The organism is Azorhizophilus paspali (genome assembly GCF_043587585.2).
In the GTDB taxonomy this organism is placed as follows: domain Bacteria; phylum Pseudomonadota; class Gammaproteobacteria; order Pseudomonadales; family Pseudomonadaceae; genus Azotobacter; species Azotobacter paspali.
On record NZ_CP171449.1, the window covers coordinates 2290761 to 2312383 of the forward strand.

Sequence of the window (21623 nt, forward strand, 5' to 3'; positions counted from 1 at the left end):
CTCCCTTAGTCGATGGGCGTGCGGCGATTCGCCTCGAGGCCGTAGGCCCAGACCAGCAGTTCGGCCACCACCTGGTAGAGCTGCGGCGGAATCTGCGCATCCAGATCCACCTGCATGAGCAGGCCCACCAGTTCCGGCGCGGCATGCACCGGAACGCCCTGGCGGTGCGCCTCGGCGACAATGCGCTCGGCCAGTTGGCCATATCCCTTGGCCACCACCCGCGGCGCCGCGTCGCCTTCCGCGTAGCTCAGCGCCAACGCCTGGCGGCGCTCGCCGCGCGCCTCATCCATCGGCTGCCTCCGCGCTCCGGCGCGCATCGACGCAGCGCAGGGCGATCTCGCCGGGGAAGCATTCCGCGATGCGCTCGCGCAAGCGCTCACCATCACGCGCGAAATATTCCAGCACGGCCGGCGAGTCGCTGCCTAGAGTCAGCGACAGGGACCGTGCATCCAGCCAGGCTTCCACCTGCAGATCGCCCTGGCCGGGCAAGCACAGATCGAGCCGCAGGCTCCAGCGCTCCTCTTCCACGCCGCCCTCGCCGCCCGCACTGCCTTCGTCCGAACGCGACGAACCCCGCCGCTGCGCCTCCGGCGCCTGCAGGGACAGGGACATGAACAGGCCTGGCCAGACCTCGCCCTGCCAGCGCAGCGACGGATTGGTCAGCAGCTCCAGTTGTTGCCGGACCAGGCCCTGCGCCTGCTCAGGCTCTAGTGCCGGCCCGTGGCGCGGAGCCTCCTCGACCGCGGCGGGCGGCACCGTGGCGGGTAGCTGCTCGTCGACGGCCGCGGCATCCGCTGCGGCGGGCGCCGGCAGCGCGGCAGGCGCCGCCTCGACGCCGGGGCGCGACGGGGGCGGCGGGCCCTCCGCCGGCGGCTGCCAGCCAGCCATCTGCGGCTCGCGCGCCAGCGCCTGCAGCGGCAATTCGCCGTGATACCAGCGCGCCAGGTGCGCCTCGTAAAACAGCCCGCTTTCGCCGATGCTCTGCCGGAGCAGGCCGGCGAGCAGCGCGGCGGCCGGAGCGGAAGCGCCAGCGGGCAGCAGGGGCGCGGCCGGGGCGATCGCCACCGGCCGCTCCGGCTGCCGAAGCAGCGCGTCGGCGATGGCACGCGCCGCCGGACTGAGACGGATCGCGGCGGAATCCGGCCCCGCCGCGGGCGCCTGGCGCGCGGCCACCCGTTCGTCCTGGCGCGGCGTTTCGAGCGGCGCCGCCGCCGAGCGGGCGACCCGCGCATCCAGGCGCGAATCCCCTTCCAGCGCGCGCACCGCCTCGCCGGGCACTACCGGCTCCACCGGTCGATTCGCCGGCCTCTCCACCGGCAGATCGACCGGCTTGCCCAGCACCTGCTTCAGCAGGGTGTCGAGCAACGGCGTGATCCCGCTCACGGCGAACCTTTGCCGAAGCGGTCGTCGATCCTGTACACGATCGACGAGTCCATGGCGGGACGGTAGGCGCGGTCCAGTTCGCGCTGGCGGCGCGAGTTGCGCATCAGCAGGACAAGTTCATCGCGGCGCGCCAGCAGATGCGTGCGGATCTCCGCATCCAGCGCCAGGATCTGCTCCAGCAGCTCGGCCTTGCGCAGTCGCTCCTGTCTCCCGAGCAAAACTCCGGCCTCCAGCCGCTGCAGCCGCTCGGCGTCGATCAGGCCGCAGGACCTCACCTGCAGCAGGGTCGTCCAGTCGCCGCGGCGGGCCAGTTCCAGCATGCTTTGCGACTGCAGCAGAAGCTGCTCATAGGAGTCGATGAGTTGCGACCACTCGCCCATGCTCAGCTTCCCCCCGCCCGGGGGCCAATCTCGCGCCAGGCGGAACCGATCTCCTCCAGCAGGGCGGCGGCCTCGTCCAGGCTGCGCTCGTCGTCGTGCAGGTTGGCGCGCAGCAGCAGCCGCGACACGTAGGCGTAGAGCTGCTCCAGGCGTCCGGCCAGTTCGCCGCCGCGCTCGTGGTCCAGCGCGGCGGAGAGGCCCATGTTAACGATATCAAGCGCCTTGGAAATGGCTTTGCCCTTCTCCGCGACGTTGCCTGCCTGCATGTGCAACCGGGCCGTACGGATCGCCGCCTGGACACCATCGAACAGCATTACGATCAACTGGTGGGGAGAGGCCGACATGACCCCGCTCTCCACCCCCACCCTGGCATAGGCATTGGCCCCGCGCATGACGGTCATGTCCACCTCCCCTTCATTTCTTACGGATCTATGAATCGCTCAGCATGGCGTTCAAGGCGTCGAACTGCTGGGTCAGATAGCTGCTGGTCGAGTTCATCTGGGCGATCAGTGTATCGAGCGCCGAGAACTGCTTGGTATAGCGCGCCATGAGCGTCTCGATGCTGCTTTCCATGCGCGTGTAGCGCTCGCCGAGCGCCTCGTTGCGCGACTCCAAGCCCTCGATGGCTGAGCTGAGCGCGCCGTCCTCGTCGAGAATGGCGTCCAGCGAATCGCCTAGCCCGGCGGCCAGCCCCGGCTGTTCGTCGGTACCGACGAACAGCGCCTGGATATCCGTCAGGTCGCCTTCGAGCGCCTCGCTCAGCTTGCTGTCGTCGACTTTCAGGGTGCCGTCAAGCTGCAGCGAGATCCCCAGGTCCGACAGGTAGCGATAGGTACCCTCGTCAAGTCCGCCGCTGATCACTTGGCGCAGCTTGCTCTGCACGCCGCGTAGGGTCGAGTCGCCGAGCAGGACACCGGCATTACCGCTGTCGGAATCGAAGGAGGTGAGGCTGTCGGCGACGCGGTCCAGGGTGTTGTAGGCGCTGACGAAGCTGTTGATGGCCGTCTTGATCGAGCCGGTGTCGCGCTTGACGGTCAGGGTCTGGGCGTCGCCGGTAGCGGAAAGGGTCAGGGTCACCCCCTGCAGGGCGCCCTCGACGGTATTGCCCTGGCTGGTGATGGCGATGCCATTGACAGTCAATTGGGCATCCTTGGCCTCCGCGGTCGTGGTGAAGCCCAGCGCGGCGGCCGCGGAACCGCCGACCGCGATCTCCGCCTCGGTGCCGGTGGCCTTGGCGGTCAGCACCAGGCGCCAAGGCGTGCCGCTGCCGTCGTTAACCAGCGAGGCGGTAACGCCGCCATCCCCGGCATTGATGGCGTCGCGGATGTCCTCCAGGGAATTACTACCCTCGCTCAGCTCGATCTCCAGGGTTTCGTCGCCACTCTGGATGGTCAGGGTGCCGGTCGCCGCGGCGGCGGTCTTGTCGGCCACGCCGCTGCTGGCCAGGCTGTGCGCCTTGGCGAGCTGGCTCACCTGCACCTCGTAGCTGCCCGGCACGGCATCGGCGGTCACCGCCACGGCCACGTTGCTGCCGCTGATGCTGCTGGTCTGGCCCTGGTAGGTGGAGGCCTTGGCCAGCGTCTCGACCGTGCCCTGCAGGCTGCTCAGGGCACTCTGCAAATTGCCGAAGGCGGAAATTTTGCTGGAAATGACGCTTTTCTGGTCGGTGATGACGGTGAGTTTCTGGCGCTCGGCCTTCTCGAGCTGACCGAGAAGACCGGTGAGATCGAGCCCCGAGCCGACGCCCAGTGACGTGATGGTAGGCATGTCAGTATCACTCCTTATGAAACGGCGCGGTAGTCCGCGGAGCGGGCGGTCGCGCGATTGCCGATGTCGTTTTCTGCCCTAGGTATATCGGCCTCGCCGACCAGGACTTTAGCGACCACCGGCAGCGTTTCAGATCTGCATGTTCATCACTTCCTTGTAGGCGCTGACCAGCCGGTTGCGCACCTGCACGCCCATCTGGAAGGCCACGCTGGCCTTCTGCATGTCCACCATCACGTCATTCAGGGCCACTCCCGGCTCGCCGGCCTGGAAGGCGTCGGAGCTGTCGCTAGCGGTCTGCTGCAGGTGGTTGATCCGGTGGATCGCCGCGCGCAGCTCGCCGGCGAACCCCCCCGGCGCGAGCTCGGCCAACTGGGGACCCGGAGCGGAAGCACCGGCGGCCTGGCCGGCGAGAATCTGCATCTGCTGCAGGGCGGACTGGATGGCGGGCGAATTCATGGACAAGCCTGCAAGAAAAATGGACGGGCGTTCGATGATCGTAAGCCTATCAATGCGGACCGACCGGGCAAGCAGCCAATTGGCCCTAAAAGCCATGGCTTTTTGAACCTTTAGGCACAGGGCCGCCCCGGATAATGACCCTCGTCCCAAATCAGCCGTGCGCACTTGCGCTGCCGGCCGATCCGAACGCGTGCAACCTACCTCCAGGAACTGGATTTCCCCATGCTTTTCCTATCGCTTCAGCCTTTTGACCGGAGATGCTTGTGAGTAACGCGGTTACCGGACCGGGCACCGCGCTCGCCACTCCCGCCCCGCCCCTCGTCGAACGCTTGGTCGCACCGATGCGCAGCCAGCCGCTGCTGCCGCTGATGCTGGCCGGCGCGGCGGTGGTGGCGATTGTCGCCGCCCTGCTGCTCTGGGCCCGCGAGCCCGAGTACCGGGTCTTGTTCGCCAACCTCGACGAGGCCGACGGCGGAAGGATCATCGGCGAGCTGGATAAGCGCGCCATTCCCTATCGACTGAGCGAAGGCGGCCACAGCCTGTTGGTACCGGCCGACCAGTTGCACACCCTGCGTCTGCAACTGGCCGAGCAGGGCCTGCCGCAGGGCGGCAACGTCGGTTTCGAGCTGCTCGACAAACAGGCCTTCGGCGTCAGCCAGTTCGCCGAGCAGATCAACTTCCAGCGCGGCTTGGAAGGCGAACTGGCACGCTCGATCGAATCGCTCGGCCCGGTTTCGCGAGCTCGCGTGCACCTGGTCATGGCCAAGCAGTCGGTATTCGTCCGCGAGCGCGAGCCGGCGCGCGCCTCGGTGGTGCTCAACCTGCAACCGGGCCGCGAGCTGGGCGAGAGCCAGGTCAACGCCATCGCCCACCTGGTCTCCTCCAGCGTACCGGGGCTTTCCATCGACGCGGTCACCGTGGTCGACCAGAACGGCCGCCTGCTCTCCCGGCAGGGCGGCGCCCGCGACCTCGACGGCACCCAACTGGACTATATTGACGAGGTAGAACGCTCCTACCAGCGACGCATCGAGAACATCCTCGCGCCGATCCTCGGCGCGCAGAATGTCCGTGCCCAGGTAGTCGCGCAGATCGACTTCGCCAGCCGCGAACAGACCGCCGAGCGCTACGCCCCCAACCAGCAGCCCGGCGAAGCGGCGGTGCGCAGCCAGCAACTCTCCGAGAACCTGTCCGGCGGTACCGAGCAGGCCCGTGGGGTACCCGGCGCGCTGACCAACAGCCCGCCGAATTCACCGCCGCCCGCTCCCGCCGCGAACACAACGACACAGACCGGCAATGCCGGCGGCGGGGAAGCCGGCCAGGCCACCGCCGCGGCCGCGGAAAAGGCGCCCACAACGCTGAACCGCGACAACACGACCAACTACGAGGTCGACCGCAGCGTCGAGCACGTACAGTACCGGCGCGGCAGCGTGCAACGCCTGTCCGCCGCAGTGGTGGTCAATTACCGCGACGCGATCAAGGACGGCCAGGCTAGCCGCGAGCCGCTGAGCCAGGAGGAACTGGCGCGGATCGACCGTCTGGTCCGCCAGGCCATGGGCTTCACGGACTCCCGCGGCGACCAGCTGGAAATCATGAACAGCCCCTTCGCCGACACCCTGGTCGTCGACCAGCAGGAATGGTGGAAGACGCCGGAGTTCTACAACCTGGCGACCAGCCTGTCGCGCTACCTGTTGGTGGCCTTCATCGCCCTGCTGCTCTGGCTGATGGTGCTGCGCCCGCTGAAGCGCCGCCACCGGGAGAAGCTAGCCGCCGAAGCCAGCGCCAGGGCCGAGGCCGCCGAAGCCGCCGAAGCCGCGCAACTCGCCCTCGAAGCATCCCGGGGGCCGGCCCTGGCCGCCGAGGAGAACCAGCGGCGCGACCTGCGGCGCAAGTCGCCGATTTATGAACAGAACCTGCAGAGCCTGCGCGAGATGGCCAAGGAAGACCCACGCCTGGTAGCCATGATCGTCCGCGGCTGGATGAAGAAAGAAGAGAAATGATTGAAATGACCAGCGCACGGCGCAGCGCGATCCTCTTACTGTCCCTCGACGAGGACAGCGCGGCCGAAGTTTTCAAGTACCTGCCCAACCACGATGTGCAGGAAATCGGCATGGAGATGGCCCGCCTCAACCAGGTGTCGCACGAGGAGATGCGCCAGGTGCTCGAAGAGTTCATGGACGAGACCGATCAGTACGCGGCGATCAGCATCCAGTCCAGCGAACACATCCGCGCCGTGCTGACCAAGGCCCTGGGCAGCGAGCGGGCGGCCAGCCTGATCGACGACATCCTGGAAAGCACCAACACCGGCAGCGGCATCGACAAGCTGAACCTGATGGAGGCCTCGGCGGTCGCCGAGATGATCCGCGACGAACACCCGCAGATCATCGCCACCATTCTGGTGCACCTGGAGCGCCACCAGGCCGCCAACGTGCTGGAGCTGTTCGACGAGCGCCTGCGCAACGACATCATCCTGCGCATCGCCACCTTCAGCGGCGTGCAGCCGATCGCCCTGCACGAGCTGACCGAAGTGCTCGGCGGCATGCTCAACGGCCAGAACCTCAAGCGCAGCAAGATGGGCGGCGTGAGGACCGCAGCGGAAATCCTCAACCTGATGAACTCGACCTTCGAGGAAATCGCCATCCAGACCGTGCGCGCCCACAACGAAGACCTGGCGCAGAAGATCCTCGACGAGATGTTCCTGTTCGAGAACCTGCTGGAACTGGACGACCGCAGCATCCAGTTGATTCTCAACCAGGTGGAGAGCAACTCCCTGGTTATCGCGCTCAAGGGCGCCCCACCGGCGCTGCTCGACAAGTTCCTGGCGAACATGTCGAACCGGGCCGCCCAACTGCTGCGGGAAGACATGGAGGCGCGCGGGCCGATCCGCATCTCCCAAGTCGAGGCCGAGCAGAAGACAATCCTGCAGATCGTTCGCCGCCTGGCCGACAGCGGCGAGATAGTGCTCGGCGGCGGAGACGATGCCTATGTCTGATCAACCGTCCTGGTCGCGCGATGGCGCCCCCTGGCGTCCCTGGCGGATGGACGAGTTGGGTCGTCCGCACGACGCCCGGCCCGACCCCGAACGGCAGCGTCGCGAGGTCCAGCGCCAGCAGGCCTTCAAGCGCGACGCCGAACTCAAGGCGCTGCGCGAACAGGTCCGCGAGGAGGCCCGTCGCCAGGGGTACGAGGAGGGTTTCGCCGCCGGACGGACGGCCGGTCACGCGCAGGGCCTGGAAGAAGGCCGCCAGACCGGCGAGCGGGCCCTGCAGGAGAAGATCCGCGAAGCCGCGGAACCGCTGCGTGCCCTGGCGCAGAGCTTCGAGCAGGCGCTCGCCCAGCTCGACGCAGAGATCGCCGAGCAACTAGTCGAGTTAGCCCTGGCCGGCGCTCGGCAACTGGCCGGCGAGGCGCTGCGGGTCGAGCCCGAGCACATCCTGCCGACCGTCCGCGCCCTGCTGCACAGCGAACCGCTGCTCGCCGGCAAGCCGCGCCTGTGGCTGCATCCGGCCGACCTGCAAGTGGTCCGCGAGCAGCTCGGCGCCGAACTGGAGGCCGCCGGCTGGCAGCTCCAGCCGGACGCCCTGATCACTCGCGGCGGCTGCCGGGCGACCAGCCAGAGCGGCGATCTCGACGCCACCTGGGAAAGCCGCTGGGCGGCGATCGTCCGCCAGGTGCGCAAGCGTCCCGCCGTGCCGGCTGCCGGCGAGGAATTCGCGACGTGACCGCCAATCCCCACCGACAGCACTGGGCACAGGCTCTCGACGGCCTGCAGAGGCGCCTCGACGAGCTGCCGCCGTACCGGCGCAGCGGGCGCATCGTGCGGGCCACCGGCATGGTCCTCGAAGCCGTCGGCCTGGACATCCCGCTGGGCGGCGTGTGCCGCATCGAACTGGCCGCCCAGCCCGGCGGCGAGGCGCGCCAAGCTGAAGCCGAAGTGGTCGGCTTCGCCGGGGAGCGCCTATTCCTCATGCCGCTGGAGGAGATCACCGGTCTGCGTCCGGGCGCCCGGGTATTCCCGCTCGGCGAAGGCGGCGACGCCCTCGGCGCGCGGCGCTTTCCGCTCGGCGAACGCCTGCTCGGCCGGGTCGTCGATAGCAGCGGCCAGCCGCTCGACGGCCTGGGTCCGCTGGACGGGGTGCACCACGCCAGCCTGCACACCCCGCCGCTGAACCCACTGCACCGGGCGCCCATCGACCGCCAGATCGACGTCGGCATCCGCGCTATCAACGGCCTACTCAGCGTCGGCCGCGGCCAGCGCATGGGCCTGTTCGCCGGTTCCGGGGTCGGCAAGTCGGTGCTGCTCGGCATGATGGCGCGCTATACCCGCGCCGACGTCATCGTGGTCGGGCTGATCGGCGAGCGCGGCCGCGAGGTGCAGGACTTCATCGACAACATCCTCGGCGCGGAAGGCCTGCGCCGCTCGGTGGTGGTCGCCGCCCCGGCCGACAATTCGCCACTGCAGCGCCTGCAGGGCGCCGCCTACGCCACCCGGCTGGCCGAGGACTTTCGCGATGCCGGCCGCGACGTGCTGCTGATCATGGACTCGCTGACCCGCTACGCCATGGCCCAGCGCGAGATCGCCCTGGCCATCGGCGAGCCGCCGGCCACCAAGGGCTATCCGCCGTCGGTGTTCGCCAAGCTGCCCAGGCTGGTCGAGCGTACCGGCAACGGACCGCGCGGCGGCGGCTCGATCACCGCCTTCTACACCGTGCTCAGCGAAGGCGACGATCAGCAGGACCCGATCGCCGACTCGGCGCGGGCGATCCTCGACGGCCACATCGTGCTCTCGAGAGCCCTGGCGGAAAGCGGTCACTACCCGGCCATCGACATCGAGGCTTCGATCAGCCGGGCGATGACCGCCATCGTCGACGACGCGCAGCAGCGCAAAGCCCAGCAGTTCAAGCAATCGCTCTCCCGCTACCAGCGCAACCGCGATCTGATCAGCGTCGGCGCCTACGCCCCCGGCCACGATCCGCAACTGGACCGCGCGGTGAGCCTTTATCCGCAGCTCGAACGCTTCCTCCAGCAGCGCATCGACGAGCGCGCCGGCATCGAGGAAACGCTCAAGGCGCTCAACGCCGTGATTCCCATCCCATGACGCCGTGCAGGCAAGGCAGGTGACCCGCTATGTCCACCACCAGCGCGCTCGATACCCTCATCGATCTGACCCGCGAAGCCCTGGAGGTCGCCGGCCGCACCCTGGCCGACCAGCGCCGCACTCAGCGGCAGGCCCAAGAACAGATGAACACCCTCGAACACTACCGCCAGGAATATCGCCAGCGCTTGCAGCAGACCATGCAGCAAGGCATCGCCCCGGCCAGCCTGCACAACTACCGAGCCTTCCTGGGCTCGCTGGACGACGCTATCCAGCGCGCCGTGCAGACCCTCGACGCACAGCGCCGACAGGTCGACCACAGCCAGCGGCACTGGCAGGAGCAGCGCCGCAAGCTGAACTCCTACGACACCCTGGTCGAGCGCCGCGCCCGGCTCAGCCGGTTACGCGAGCACCGCGACGAACAGCGCAGCAGCGACGAAATCGGCGCCCAGTTGCGCCTGCGCCAAGGTGCTTCCAGCTTCCTGACCGACAGCAGCCTGTAAGAAGTCCCCATATGAATATCATCGCCCTGACGGCCATGTCCGGCGCCGCGACAAACGCGCCGCCAAGCCCTTCGCCTGCCACCAACGGTGGCGACTTCACCCGCAGCCTCGAACAGGCGGCCGGCCGCCAAGCACTCGAGGTGCTCGCGCAGGCCTCTTCCCCGCGTGCCACCGACACGCAAACACCGACCGTCGCCCCCCCCGGCGCAGCGCTGCCCGGCGCACTGGCGGCCGCCTTGCCAGGCTTGCCCCCGGCAGGCCCGGCCTCGTTGTCCGAGGGCCGGGAAGAGACCTCGCCGTCCGCGGACGAACGCCTCGAAGACAACTCAGCCGAGTCGGCGGCCATATCCCCGCTGGCCCCGCTCCTTCCGGCTCCGCTGCTGCCGGCAGCCGATGTCCCGGACCTCGCGGACAGCGGCGCTCTCGACGACCTGCAGCGCATCCGTGCGCGTCTGCAGGCGATCGAGAGCGCTGGACAATTGCCGTTCTCCGGCACCGCCGAAACGGCCTTGACTGGCCAGCCGGCACAGCCCGCTCCGTCTCCGTCGGCGACCAGCGCCATGGGCGGGGCCACTTCTCTGTCGGCAGCCGGCGCCATGGGCGGGGCCACTTCTCTGCCGGCGGCCGACGCCACGGGCAGGGCCATCCCTCTGTCGGCGGCCGGCGCCACGGGCGGGGCCACTTCTCTGCCGGCGGCCGACGCCACGGGCAGGGCCATCCCTCTGTCGGCGGCCGGCGCCACGGGCGGGGCCACTTCTCTGCCGGCGGCCGACGCCACGGGCAGGGCCATCCCTCTGTCGGCGGCCGGCGCCATGGGCGGGCCCACTTCTCTGCCGGCAGCCGACGCCACGGGCAGGGCCATCCCTCTGTCGGCGGCCGGCGCTATGGGCGGCGCCGCTTCCCCGCCAGCGGTCGACACGGCAACCCCAGCCGCCCCGGCTAACGCCGAGCAATCTTCCGGCCAGACGGCTTCCGTCGCTGCCGAGCGGGACCGGCCGCCCCTGCCCGGCGCGCTGGTCGTCACCAGCCAGGACCGGCCCGAATCCGCTGCCAGGCAGAGCGACCCCGCGCCGGTACCCGCCGAAAGCGCCCGGGCGGGCGAAAACCCTGCCCCCAGCCTGGCAAGCACGGCCGATGGCGCTACCTTCCAGCTCGCCGGTGTCAGCCCGTCCGCTGGCGGCAGCGCGGCGACAGGCACTCCCGCCACGATGAGCGCCGCCACAACCGCTACCCTGACGACGCCGCTGGCCAGCTCCGAATGGCAGCGCGACCTGGGCCAGCACCTGTTCGGCTTGCAACAGCGCGGCGAGCGGGAAATCGAACTGCACTTGCATCCGGCCGAACTCGGTCCGCTGTCGATCAGCCTCAAGATCGGCGAGTCGGGCGCCCAGGCGCAGTTCCTCTCCGCCCACCCGCAGGTTCGCGCGGCGGTCGAGCAGGCCATTCCGCAACTGCGCGAAGCCCTCGCCGAGCAGGGCATCGCCCTGGGCGAAACCTCGGTCGGCGAGCGCCAGCAACAGCACCGGGACGAGCGCCCGACGGGCTGGAGCAGCGACACGAGCCTGGCTGGCGGAAGCAACGAGGAAGCCGTGCCCGGATCGCCCGAAACCGTCGCGCCGAAGCCGCTCCGCCTCGAAGGTATCGACCTGTACGCCTGACGGGAACGAAACGGCCGGACGGAACCGCGCTCCGCCACCGGCCGCCCGGCAAAACAACAAGATGCGTGCGATAGCGGGGTCTTATCGCCCCATCGGAGCCGAGCCTCCATCGGCATACTTTTTCTTCTCCGAACGAGTCGACCTCCCTCAAGGGCACACGCAATGAGCAAAACCCCTCCTGCACGCGGCAGCGGCAAGGTCAACTGGCTGCTGGCGATCCTTCTGGTACTGATCGCCGCCGGTGGCAGCGCCGCGGGCGTGTACTTCCTCATGAACAAGGGCGCGCACGCCGAGGCCGATAACGCCACCAAGGCGGCCGCCGAGCCGCTTTCGGCGCCGATCTTCGTGCCCATCAGCCCCTTCACCGTCAACCTGCGCGGCGAGCAGCGCGAGGAGCGCCTGCTCTATGTCGGCCTTTCTCTGCAGGTGACGGACAGGGCTAGCGAGGAATTCCTCAAGAGCTACATGCCGCAACTGCGCAGCCGCCTGCTCAAGCTGTTCACCGCGCAGAGCGCCACCGAGCTGATGACCCCCAACGGCAAGGATCAGCTCTCGGCGAAGATCCTCGAGATGCTCCAGCAGCCCATGGCCACGCCGCAGCCGACCCTGCAGGTGACCGATGTCCTCTACACCGACTTCATAGTGCAGTAGTCGCCCATGGCCCAAGACGATCTGCTTTCCCAGGAAGAGATCGATGCGCTGCTCAAGGGAGTCAGCGGCGAGGAAGACAGCTCGCCCAGCGAACCCGCCGGCAACCAGCGCATCCGTCCCTATAATCCGGCTACCCAGCACCGGGTGATCCGCGAGCGCCTACATGCGCTGGACATCATCAACGAGCGTTTCGCTCGCTACTTCCGCATGAGCCTGTTCAACCTGATCCGCCGCAGCGCCGACATTACCATCGACAACGTGCGCTATCAGAGCTACAGCGACTTCGCGCGCAACGTGCCGGTGCCGACCAACATCAACCTGCTGGCCATGAAGCCCCTGCGTGGCACGGCGCTGGTGGTCTTTCCGCCGACCCTGGTGTTCATGGTGGTGGACAACCTGTTCGGTGGCGACGGCCGCTTCCTCACCAAGTCCGAGGGGCGCGAATTCACCCACACCGAGCAGCGCATCATCCGCCGCCTGCTGGGACTGGCCCTGGAGGCTTACCAGAGCGCCTGGAAGTCGGTGTACCCGCTGGAGATCGACTACCTGCGCTCGGAGATGCAGGCCAAGTTCGCCAACATCACCAGTTCGCCCAACGAGATCGTCATCAACAGCACCTTCCACCTGGAAGTGGGCAACCTGGCCAGCGACTTCAACATCGTCATGCCTTACCTGATGATCGAGCCGCTGCGCAGCCTGCTCAGCGGGCCGCTCAACGACAGCCACCCGGACGAGGAGCGCCAGTGGGGCAAGCGCATGGCCAGCGAGATCAAGCAGTCGCAGATCGAGCTGATCGCCGACTTCGCCGGCATCGACCTACGCATCGGCCAGATCATGGCGCTCAAGGTCGGCGACGTGTTGCCCATCGAACTGCCGGAAACGGTCGTCGCCCGGGTCGACGGCGTACCGGTGATGCGCTGCGAGTACGGCAGCCGGAACGGCCAGCGCGCCCTGCAGGTAAAGGAACTGATCGACCATTCATCCGCCAACGCCGGCGCGACGACCGAGCGGTTCATCAAGGGCAGCCTGCCCGCCGCCAAGGAACCCCACCATGACTGACGCGAAAAAACCCGACCTGAATACCCTGGAGGATGGCTGGGCCAGCGCCATGGCCGAGCAGGCCACCACGCCGGCCGAGGACGATCCCTGGGCGGCCGCCCTCTCCGAGCAGGCCGCTACGCTCCCGGAGCCGGCCATGCAGAACGCCGGCCAAAATGTGTTCAAGCCGCTCGGCAAGAGCGCCACGGCCGAAGGCATGCGCGACCTGGACATGATCATGGACATTCCGGTCAAGCTCAGCGTCGAACTCGGCCGCACGCGGATCACCATCAAGCAGTTGCTGGAGTTGGCCCAAGGCTCGGTGGTCGAACTGGATGGCCTGGCCGGCGAGCCGATGGACATCCTCATCAATGGCTACCTGATCGCCCAGGGCGAGGTGGTGGTGGTTGACGACAAGTACGGCATCCGCATCACCGAAATCATCACCCCCTCCGAGCGGGTGCAGAAGCTCAACCGATGAGCACCGCCGCAACGACCGCCCTGGAGAAGGGCGGCGCCGACAGCCTGCTGGGTCTTGCCGCCCTGGGCAAGACCGCCTTGGCCCTGGCCCTGGTGGTCGGCCTGATCTTCCTTTGCAGTTGGCTGCTGCGCCGTTTCGGCCCCGGCCGCCACTGGCCCGGCCAGCACCTGCGGGTAATCGGCAGCAGTCTGCTGGGCTCCCGCGAGCGGGTGGTGATCGTCGAGGTGCAGGGTACTTGGCTGGTGCTCGGCGTGACCGCCCAGCAGATCAGCAAGCTCCACGAACTGCCGGCACCGCCCACCGAGGCGCGGCTCGGGGAGGGCGCCGTCCGTCCGAGCGGCGGCTTCGCCGGCGCCCTGTCCGAGCGACTCAAGCAGCCCCTGCCCGGCCGCGAGACCGGCAACCCGGAGCGACCATGAATCCGACCGTCCTGCGCCGTGGCCTGTGGTCGGCCGCCGCCCTGGGTGTCATCCTGTGCCTGCCGGCGTCCGCCCTGGCCGCCCTGCCCGCCTTCACCAGCAAACTGCTGGCCGACGGCGGCCAGCAATGGTCGCTGAGCCTGCAAACTCTGCTGCTGCTCAGCTCGATGGCTTTTCTGCCGGCCCTGCTGCTGATGATGACCGCCTTCACCCGGATCATCATCGTCCTCGGCCTGCTGCGCACCGCCATCGGCACCCCGGCCGCGCCGCCCAACCAGGTTCTGCTGGGCCTGGCGCTGTTCCTCACCCTGTTCATCATGTCGCCGGTGCTCGACCGTACCTACCAGAGCGCCTGGATGCCCTTCTCACGCGACGAGATCGGCTTCGAGCAGTTCCTCGAAATCGGTAGCCAGCCGTTCCGCGAGTTCATGCTGGCGCAGACCCGCGAGAGCGACTTGGCGCTGTTCTCTCACCTGGCCAAGCTGGGCGAACTCGAAGGCCCCGAGCAGGTACCGATGCGCGTGCTGATGCCAGCCTTCGTCACCAGCGAGCTAAAAACCGCTTTCCAGATCGGCTTCACCATCTTCATCCCCTTCCTAATCATCGATCTGGTGGTGGCCAGCGTACTGATGGCGCTGGGTATGATGATGGTTCCGCCGGCGACCATTTCTCTGCCCTTCAAGCTGATGCTTTTCGTGCTGGTCGACGGCTGGCAGTTGCTAATCGGCTCGCTGGCGCAAAGCTTTTACATATAGAGAGACGATCCCGATGACGCCGGAAATGGTCATGGACCTAGCCCACCAGGGCATGCGTGTCACCCTATTCCTCGCCGCCCCGCTGCTACTCACCGCGCTGCTGGTCGGCCTGCTGGTCAGCCTGTTCCAGGCGGCCACCCAGATCAACGAGATGACTCTGTCGTTTATCCCGAAGATTCTCGCGGTGTTCGCCGTGCTGGTACTGGCCGGTCCGCTGATGATCCAGTTGATCGTCGACTTCACCCGAGAACTGTTCGCCAACCTCCCCGGCATGCTCGGCTGAACCGTGGTTGAGGTCGACTACGCGCAACTGCAGCAATGGCTGGTCGCCTTCTTCTGGCCGTTCTGCCGGATCGCCGCCTTCCTGCTGGCCACCCCACTGTTCGGCCACAGCGGCGTACCGGCCCGCGTGAAGATCGCCCTGGCGGTACTTTTGAGCGTGCTGCTGGGGCCCAACCTGCCGGCGCTACCGGAAGTCGCGCTGTTCTCCTGGCCGGGCCTGGGCATCACGGTCGAACAGATGCTGATCGGTCTGGCCATCGGCATGGTCATGCGCGTCACCTTCGCCGCGACACAGACGGCCGGCGACATCATCGGCCTGCAGATGGGCCTGGGTTTCGCCACTTTCTTCTCGCCGGACACCGGCACCAATAGCATGGTCCTTTCGCGCCTGCTGTACACGATCGCGCTGCTGCTGTTCCTGGCCTTCGATGGCCACCTGCTGGAACTCGAGCTGCTCGCCGGCACCTTCGCCAGCCTGCCGATCGGCTTGCCGCGCCTCAATCCCTCGGCCTGGGAAATGCTCGCCCGCTACGGCGGCACCCTGCTCGTCTCGGGCCTACTGCTGGCTCTGCCGCTGGTGGCCTCACTGCTGATCGTCAACCTGGCGATGGGCATCCTCAACCGCTCGGCACCGCAACTGACGGTGTTCTCGGTGGGCTTCCCGCTGACCCTGAGCCTGGGCCTGATCCTGCTAACAGTGCTGATGGGGAATCTGGGAGGCTTTATCCAGGGGCTGCTGCGCGCCGGCCTGGACTTCATCATGCAACTGACCGCCAGCCTGTCGCTGACACCGGTGTGAGCGGCAGCCTTTCAAGGTCGTGCGCGTTTCTCCGAATGGGGCCATAGAGGCGAGGCCGATGGCACCTGAGCGGGAGCGGGCTCGTTCGCGATACCCGGAACCTAGCCGACGATCGCGAACGGACCGACCCCGCTCCTTGCCGAAAAGCAGCCGATGGCCTTGAAAGGACTTGTCTTCAGATCAGGTTGAACAGCGACAACTTGCTGATATCGACGAAGGCCTTCTGCGCCGCCTGCAGTCCGACTTCGCGCAGGCGGTATTCGGAAATGGCCGCGTTGAAGTCCAGATCTACCAGATCGGAAAGGGTCTGCTTGTAGTTCAGGTTGCGGTTGTCGCCCACCGCGTCGAGCACGTCCAGTTCGTTGAGCCGCGCGCCCATCGAGGCGCGCACGGTCAGCACGTTGTCCAGCGCGTTGTCCAGTTCGCGGCTGGAGGTGGACAGGGTGTTCTGCAAGCGCGCCAGGTCGGCGTCGGTCTCGATCGGCGTATCGAGGACGGCGATCATGTTTTCGAGGGTGCGGAACAGGTTCGGATCGGCATCCTGGGCCTTCTCCACGACGATTGAATCGCCGTCGGCCGGAGTGCCCTCCAAGGTCAGGGTCAGGCCGTTGACCGCGACGCTCTGCCCGTCTGTATAGGGTATCGGGGTGATTCCGCCGTCGGTGCTGTAGGTGATGTCGCCGTCGGCGTCCACCGCGAAGTCCAGGGTGAAACCGCTGCCGAAGTCAATGGCCGAGGAGTCGGTCACATTGGGGCCGGTGAAGGTGAGGTTGCCGGCGTTGTCAGCATCGGCCTGGGCCAAGTAACCGGCGGAGGCGTGCACGGTCTGGAAGATCCGCTTGCCGTTGTCGCTGCTCGGCATCTGCCGCGAAGCATCGACCTGCTGAAGCACCACACCCTCGTCACCGTGATAGGCGACCGCGCCGCTGATGTCGTCCTTGACGAAGGGCGGGCTGCTGTCCTGATAGCCGCCGAACAAGTAGTGGCCACCGCCGTCGGTGGCGTTGGCTTGGCCGAACAGGGTTTCGTAGATGCCCTTGATCTCGATGGCCAGGGAGGAGCGGTCGGCGTCGCTGAGGGTGCCGTTGCCGGCCCGGACCAGGCCAGTCTTGGCGCTGGCGATGGCGTTGGCGACGCTGCTCAGCACGCTCTCTTGCTGGGACAGAGCGTTGCGGGTACTGACCCGCGCGTCGTCGTACTGCTTGTTGACGGCCAGGGACTGGGACACGCTGATCGCCCGCGAAGCGGCCTGGGGATCGTCGGAAGGATTGACCACCCGCTTGCCGCTGGCGATCTGCTGGCCGACCTTCAGGTACTCGCTCTGCTGGCGGACCATCGAACTCAGACCCTGTTCGAACATGGTGACGGTGCTGATACGCATGCTTGGCTGTCCTCCGGGATCAGGCATTGAGGCCGAGCAGGGTATCGAGCACGGTCGCCCCCACTTCGATAATTTTAGCGCTGGCCTGGTAATACTGCTGGAAACGGATCAGGTTAGTCGCCTCCTCGTTCAGGTTGACCCCGGATTCCGACTGCTGCAGGGCGCGCAGTTGCTCGGTGAGCCCCTGCTGCGCGGCCAGGTTGACCTGCACCACTTCGCTTCGGTTGCCGACATCGCCGACGATCGAGGCATAGGCCTGACTCAGCGTGGCGACACCACCGACCAGCGCGCTGTTCTGCAGGTTCTGTAGGGCCAGGGCGTTGCGGTTGTCGCCGCTGCCAGTGCCGCTGCCATCGTCCTGGCCGGCGGCGATCAGCGAGGTGTCGTGGATCAGGTTTTCGAGCCCACCGGCAGCGCGCTTGGTCGGCAGGACGAGGAAGCGGTCGCCTTCGGCCGGGGTGCCACTGACCGTCACGCTCATGCCACCGAACTCCAGGGTGGTGGCGACAGCCGCGAAGGTTTCAACGACTTCCTCGGTGTCGTTGCGGGTCACCGTATAGCCGTCGGCGGCGGTGTACTTCACCGTGTAGTCGCTGGCGGTGAGGCCGCTAACGTCGGCGAGGAATTCCGCCTCGAGGTAGGCGCTGCTGGTGTTGTTGGCGTTGCTGTAGACGGTCGGCTGGGTGGTGGCGAAGAATTCCTGTCCGGGGTTGCCCTCGTAGTCGACGCCGGCCATGTGCTGCGCGTTGAAGCCCTGGGCCAGGGACACGGAGAGCTGGCCGAGCTGGTTCTGGGTCTTGTCCAGGGCTTCCCGGCGGAAGGTCATCAGTCCGCCCAGTTCGCCGCCCTTGAAGGTGGTTTCCGAGAGCTCACGTAGGTTGCCGGCGCCATCGCGGTAGCCAACCACGGTGCGCGTCGGGTCCGCCGACGAGGACATGTCCTCCAGGGCGAAGCTCCTGGTACCGGAGACTAGGGCCTGGCCGTTACCGATGCTGATGTTGTAGCTGTCGCCGTCCTGAATGGTCAGATCCGCATCGACCATGCCGCTCAGTTCGGCGACCAGTTGGTCGCGCTGATCCAGCAGACTGTTGGGCGCCGTGCCGGTCTTGGCCTTGGCCAGGCCGATTTCGCGGTTGAGCATGGCGATCTGCTCGGCGGTGTTGTTGATCTGGAAAACCACGTCCTCGATCTGCCCGTTGACGCCCTGCTGCATGTTGTTCAGGTAATCGTCGAAAGCGCGGAACTGCGCGGTCAGGGTATCGGCGGTACCGATCAGCCCCTGGCGGGCGGCCGGATCGGAAGGCGCCGAGGCCAAGTCCTGCAGGGAGGAGAAGAAGCCCTGTAACAAGGGCCCCATGCCTGCCTCGCTGTCCGCCAGCAGGTTGTCGATCTGGGTGATCTGCGTCTCGTAGGCCTCCAGCGCGCTGGAAGTGCTAGTCGACTGGTTGAGCTGGGTGGCAACGAACAGGCTGAACTGGCGCTGCACACCGTTGCTCTGCACGCCATAGCCCAGCTTGTTCTCGCCGAGCAGGGTGACCTGGCGGTTGTAGCCGTCCGTATAGACGTTAGTGATGTTGTTGGAGGTGGTGTTCAAGGCCACCTGGGCGGCATTCAAGCCGCTGACGCCAATGGAGAAAATACTCATGAAACCTTCCCTTTCGCAGCTTGCTTCAGGTTATCGGCCGCGGCGGCCAGGACTTGAGGCACTTGGCCGTATCTTTGCGCCGGACCGCGCATTTAGTCGGCCGCCCGCGGCGAACCGCCCACGTCCAGGCCGGCGACTTCCTGCGTCTGACCGAGCGGTCCGAAGCTGGCCATGACCGCGATGAGCTTGTCGGCATAGGCCGGGTCGGTGGCATAGCCGGCCTGCTGCAGCTCGCGCGCCGCCTGGGCCGAGTCCGGCGCGGCGACCACCCCGGCGTAACGGGGATTGCCGCCGATCAGCCGGGCATAGTCGGACAGCGCGGCATCCAGGGTCGGATAGGCACGGAAGCGCTCCACCCGTTTCTGTGCCTGACCGTCGACGTATTCGGTGGTCAGCACGTCGGCCGTCGCGCCGCGCCAGCGGCTGCCGGCCTTGATGCCAAACAGGTTGTAACTGTCGTCGCCGTCGGCCGTGGCGATCTGCCGGCGTCCCCAGCCGGTTTCCAGGGCCGCCTGGGCGAGGATCAGTTCGGCGGGCACGCCGCTAGCACGGCTGGCCCGCTGCGCCGGCTCACGCAGCCGGGCGAGGAAGTCGGTGACATGGGCCGGACGCTCCACCACGGCACCCAGCGAATCCTCCGGCGAGCGAGCGCTCCGCCCGCTCCCGGAGGACGACGGTGCCAGCGCGCCGTACAGCGCCTTCGGCGTGGCGCGCGGAATCCCGGCCAGCAGGTTTTCCTCCTTGGCACTTTCCACGGCGCCGCTGGCCTGGACGGCGCCGCGCAACTGGTCGGCCAGTTGTTCGGCCAGTCCCAGACCACGGCCGGCCAGATGCTGCGCCCACTGCTGGTCCAGCAGTTCGGTGTAGAGACGGGTCTGCTCGCTGTCGAACAGGCCCGACTGCGGGCTGGCCTTGCGCATGCTTTTCAGCATGGCCTGCAGGAACAGCGCTTCGAACTGCTTGCTCGCCTCGCGCAGCGCGGCCGGCGAGTCCTCGCGGGCCGTGTGCTTGAGGTGCTGCAGCCCCTGCAGGTCGAGGGCGAAACGCTCGCCGAGCGCCGCCGTGGCCATCAGATGATCTCCAGTTCGGCGCGCAGGGAGCCGGCGGCCTTCAGGGCTTCGAGGATCGACATCAGGTCTTGGGGCGTAGCGCCGAGGGCGTTGAGCGCCTTGACCACGTCCATCAGGTCGGCGCTGCTCTCGACCAGGTGCAGGGCGCCTCCCTTCTGCTCGATGGAGATATTGCTGTTCGGCGTCGCCGCCGTCTGCCCCCGGCTGAAGGGCTCCGGCTGGGAGACGCTGTTGTCGGTGTCGATGACGATCGACAGGTTACCGTGCGCCACGGCGGCCCGGTGCAGCTTGACCGCACCGTTGAGTACCACGGCGCCGGTGCGCGAGTTGACGATCACCTTGGGCCGCTCCGCTATCGGCGTGACCTGGACGCCCTCCACCCGCGCCATGAAATTGACCCGCTCGTTCGGCGACGAAGGGCTTTGCAGGCGGATCAGGCCGCCGTCCTGGGCGGAGGCCACGGTGCGGCCGAACTCGTTGTTGATGGCCAGCACCACCCGCCGGGCGGTGGCGAAGTCGGGACTGCGCAGGTAGAGATCGAGTTCGCCCCTAGAGCCGCCGAGCATGAGCGGCACCTCGCGCTCCACCAGCGCGCCGCGGGCGATCCGACCGCCGGCCTGCTGGTTGATCTGCACGCTGCTGCCGTTGGCCTGGGCACCGACCCCGCCCACCAGTAGGTTGCCCTGGGCCAGCGCGTAGGTCTCCCCGTCCATGCCCTTGAGCGGCGTCATCAGCAGGGTGCCGCCGCGCAGGCTGCGGGCATTGCCGATGGAGGACACAACGACGTCGACTTGCTGGCCGGGACGGGCGAATGGCGGCAGGTTGGTGGTCACCATCACCGCCGCGACGTTGCGCATCTGCATGTTGCTGCCGGACGGTACGGTGATGCCCAGTTGCGAGAGCATGTTGGTCAGGCCCTGCTCAGTGAAAGGCGTCTGGGTAGTCTGGTCGCCGGTTCCGTCCAGGCCAACCACCAGGCCATAGCCGACCAGCACGTTGTTGCGCACGCCGGCGAAGTCGGCGATGTCGCGTACCTGCTCGGCCGGCGCCGCGACCGGGAGCAGCAGGCAGACGAGACAGATCAGCCGGCGCAGCGTCCGGCATGCTGTACCGGCGGAGGGGACACGGGAAACGGAATCAGGCATGGCGGAAGGCATCAGAAGGGAGAGACGTTGAGGAAGAAGCGCTGCAGCCAGCCCATGTGCTGGGTCTCGTTGATGTAGCCGTCGCCCACGTATTCGATGCGGGCCATGGACACCAGGGTCGAAGACACCGTGTTCTGCACAGTGATGGTGCGTGGATTGACCAGTCCGGAAAAGCGGATGTACTCGGTTCCCTGATTGATGGCGATCTGTTTTTCACCGACCACGCGCAGATTGCCGTTGGGCATCACCTGCTGCACGGTCACGGTGATGGTGCCGGTGAAGGAGTTGTTCGCCCGCGAGCCACCGCTGCCGGAAAAGTCGTTGTCGCCCGAGGCCTCGGCGCCGAACTCGCCGACCTTCTCCGGCTTGTCCGAGGTAGTGGAGAAGCCCAGCGACATGCCCGAGGAACGGTTGGCGTTGGAGGCCGAGTTCTTGCTGGCACTGACCTGCTCGTTGAGCACTATGGTCAGGATGTCGCCGATCATCCGCGGGCGGCGGTCCTCGAACAGCGGCTGGTAGATGTGGCCGACCTGGAAGATGGAACCGTTAGCCTGCCTGAGCGGCATCTGCGGCACCTCCAGCGGCTGGTCCTTGACCACCGAGGTCCGCGGCAGTTGCGCGCAGCCGGCCGCCAGGAATAGCGCGGCCAGCGGTAGGGCGCGGGCCAGGAGAAGCAGCCATGCACGAAGCACTCGATTATTCCTTGCCATGCGCTTGC

At 67.3% G+C, this 21623-nt stretch carries 24 protein-coding genes; 13 read left to right on the plus strand and 11 right to left on the minus strand.

Annotated features, from left to right (window positions below):
* Positions 1-5 precede the first annotated feature (5 nt).
* The 6 genes from ACGI6K_RS10935 to fliE all read right to left on the minus strand — a co-directional run bounded on the left by ACGI6K_RS10935 (position 6) and on the right by fliE (position 3986).
* Positions 6-290: an EscU/YscU/HrcU family type III secretion system export apparatus switch protein gene (locus ACGI6K_RS10935; RefSeq protein ID WP_376943629.1), complete on the minus strand. Its 285-nt coding sequence runs from the start codon at positions 288-290 to the stop codon at positions 6-8.
* Positions 283-1383 carry a hypothetical protein gene (locus ACGI6K_RS10940; protein WP_376943627.1) on the minus strand — a complete coding sequence of 367 codons (1101 nt, stop codon included), beginning with the start codon at positions 1381-1383 and terminating at the stop codon, positions 283-285. Before ACGI6K_RS10940 ends, ACGI6K_RS10935 begins: the two co-directional genes overlap by 8 nt.
* Positions 1380-1763 carry a flagellar protein FliT gene (fliT, locus tag ACGI6K_RS10945; protein WP_376943625.1) on the minus strand — a complete coding sequence of 128 codons (384 nt, stop codon included), beginning with the start codon at positions 1761-1763 and terminating at the stop codon, positions 1380-1382. The genes ACGI6K_RS10940 and fliT overlap by 4 nt, the downstream gene beginning before the upstream one ends.
* Before the next feature lie 2 nt (positions 1764-1765).
* Entirely contained in the window at positions 1766-2164 is a 399-nt protein-coding gene (gene fliS / locus ACGI6K_RS10950) for a flagellar export chaperone FliS (RefSeq protein WP_376943623.1), read from the minus strand.
* A 28-nt stretch (positions 2165-2192) separates the two neighbouring features.
* Positions 2193-3530: a flagellar filament capping protein FliD gene (fliD, locus tag ACGI6K_RS10955; protein ID WP_376943621.1), complete on the minus strand. Its 1338-nt coding sequence runs from the start codon at positions 3528-3530 to the stop codon at positions 2193-2195.
* A 129-nt stretch (positions 3531-3659) separates the two neighbouring features.
* Positions 3660-3986, minus strand: coding sequence for a flagellar hook-basal body complex protein FliE (fliE, locus tag ACGI6K_RS10960; RefSeq protein ID WP_376943619.1), 327 nt, complete (start codon positions 3984-3986; stop codon positions 3660-3662).
* Positions 3987-4249: 263 nt separating this feature from the next.
* On the opposite strand from fliE, the gene fliF reads away from it, so the two are divergent.
* The 13 genes from fliF to fliR all read left to right on the plus strand — a co-directional run bounded on the left by fliF (position 4250) and on the right by fliR (position 15664).
* Positions 4250-5983 (plus strand): flagellar basal-body MS-ring/collar protein FliF, encoded by a 1734-nt coding sequence (gene fliF, locus ACGI6K_RS10965; protein ID WP_376943617.1) that lies wholly within the window; start codon positions 4250-4252, stop codon positions 5981-5983.
* On the plus strand, positions 5980-6975 hold the full coding sequence (fliG, locus tag ACGI6K_RS10970) for a flagellar motor switch protein FliG (RefSeq protein ID WP_376943615.1): 996 nt from the start codon (positions 5980-5982) through the stop codon (positions 6973-6975). The genes fliF and fliG overlap by 4 nt, the downstream gene beginning before the upstream one ends.
* Entirely contained in the window at positions 6968-7705 is a 738-nt protein-coding gene (fliH, locus tag ACGI6K_RS10975; protein ID WP_376943613.1) for a flagellar assembly protein FliH, read from the plus strand. Before fliG ends, fliH begins: the two co-directional genes overlap by 8 nt.
* Positions 7702-9081, plus strand: coding sequence for a flagellar protein export ATPase FliI (gene fliI, locus ACGI6K_RS10980; protein WP_376943611.1), 1380 nt, complete (start codon positions 7702-7704; stop codon positions 9079-9081). The genes fliH and fliI overlap by 4 nt, the downstream gene beginning before the upstream one ends.
* Before the next feature lie 29 nt (positions 9082-9110).
* Positions 9111-9581 (plus strand): flagellar export protein FliJ, encoded by a 471-nt coding sequence (fliJ, locus tag ACGI6K_RS10985; RefSeq protein ID WP_376943609.1) that lies wholly within the window; start codon positions 9111-9113, stop codon positions 9579-9581.
* 11 nt (positions 9582-9592) lie between these two features.
* Positions 9593-11239, plus strand: a complete 1647-nt coding sequence (locus ACGI6K_RS10990; protein WP_394543914.1) for a flagellar hook-length control protein FliK — start codon at positions 9593-9595, stop codon at positions 11237-11239.
* Between the two features lie 162 nt (positions 11240-11401).
* Positions 11402-11890, plus strand: a complete 489-nt coding sequence (fliL, locus tag ACGI6K_RS10995; protein ID WP_376943605.1) for a flagellar basal body-associated protein FliL — start codon at positions 11402-11404, stop codon at positions 11888-11890.
* 6 nt (positions 11891-11896) lie between these two features.
* Positions 11897-12949, plus strand: coding sequence for a flagellar motor switch protein FliM (fliM, locus tag ACGI6K_RS11000; protein WP_376943603.1), 1053 nt, complete (start codon positions 11897-11899; stop codon positions 12947-12949).
* Positions 12942-13409, plus strand: coding sequence for a flagellar motor switch protein FliN (gene fliN, locus ACGI6K_RS11005; protein ID WP_376943601.1), 468 nt, complete (start codon positions 12942-12944; stop codon positions 13407-13409). Before fliM ends, fliN begins: the two co-directional genes overlap by 8 nt.
* Positions 13406-13828, plus strand: a complete 423-nt coding sequence (gene fliO / locus ACGI6K_RS11010) for a flagellar biosynthetic protein FliO (protein ID WP_376943599.1) — start codon at positions 13406-13408, stop codon at positions 13826-13828. The genes fliN and fliO overlap by 4 nt, the downstream gene beginning before the upstream one ends.
* A gap of 11 nt (positions 13829-13839) precedes the next feature.
* The gene (gene fliP / locus ACGI6K_RS11015; protein ID WP_376943743.1) at positions 13840-14583 is read left to right on the plus strand and encodes a flagellar type III secretion system pore protein FliP; all 744 of its coding nucleotides are present in this window, start codon (positions 13840-13842) and stop codon (positions 14581-14583) included.
* Between the two features lie 13 nt (positions 14584-14596).
* On the plus strand, positions 14597-14866 hold the full coding sequence (gene fliQ / locus ACGI6K_RS11020) for a flagellar biosynthesis protein FliQ (protein ID WP_012700994.1): 270 nt from the start codon (positions 14597-14599) through the stop codon (positions 14864-14866).
* Between the two features lie 3 nt (positions 14867-14869).
* Positions 14870-15664: a flagellar biosynthetic protein FliR gene (gene fliR, locus ACGI6K_RS11025; protein ID WP_376943597.1), complete on the plus strand. Its 795-nt coding sequence runs from the start codon at positions 14870-14872 to the stop codon at positions 15662-15664.
* A gap of 175 nt (positions 15665-15839) precedes the next feature.
* On the opposite strand, the gene flgL is transcribed toward fliR, so the two are convergent.
* From flgL to ACGI6K_RS11050, 5 genes are all read right to left on the minus strand, one after another.
* Positions 15840-17045 carry a flagellar hook-associated protein FlgL gene (flgL, locus tag ACGI6K_RS11030; protein WP_376943595.1) on the minus strand — a complete coding sequence of 402 codons (1206 nt, stop codon included), beginning with the start codon at positions 17043-17045 and terminating at the stop codon, positions 15840-15842.
* Between the two features lie 19 nt (positions 17046-17064).
* A complete protein-coding gene (gene flgK / locus ACGI6K_RS11035; RefSeq protein WP_376943593.1) occupies positions 17065-18690 on the minus strand; it encodes a flagellar hook-associated protein FlgK in 1626 nt (541 codons plus the stop codon).
* 92 nt (positions 18691-18782) lie between these two features.
* Positions 18783-19760, minus strand: a complete 978-nt coding sequence (flgJ, locus tag ACGI6K_RS11040) for a flagellar assembly peptidoglycan hydrolase FlgJ (protein WP_376943591.1) — start codon at positions 19758-19760, stop codon at positions 18783-18785.
* The gene (locus tag ACGI6K_RS11045; RefSeq protein WP_376943589.1) at positions 19760-20905 is read right to left on the minus strand and encodes a flagellar basal body P-ring protein FlgI; all 1146 of its coding nucleotides are present in this window, start codon (positions 20903-20905) and stop codon (positions 19760-19762) included. Before ACGI6K_RS11045 ends, flgJ begins: the two co-directional genes overlap by 1 nt.
* Positions 20906-20916: 11 nt before the next feature.
* Positions 20917-21597: a flagellar basal body L-ring protein FlgH gene (locus tag ACGI6K_RS11050; protein ID WP_435576113.1), complete on the minus strand. Its 681-nt coding sequence runs from the start codon at positions 21595-21597 to the stop codon at positions 20917-20919.
* Positions 21598-21623 lie beyond the last annotated feature (26 nt).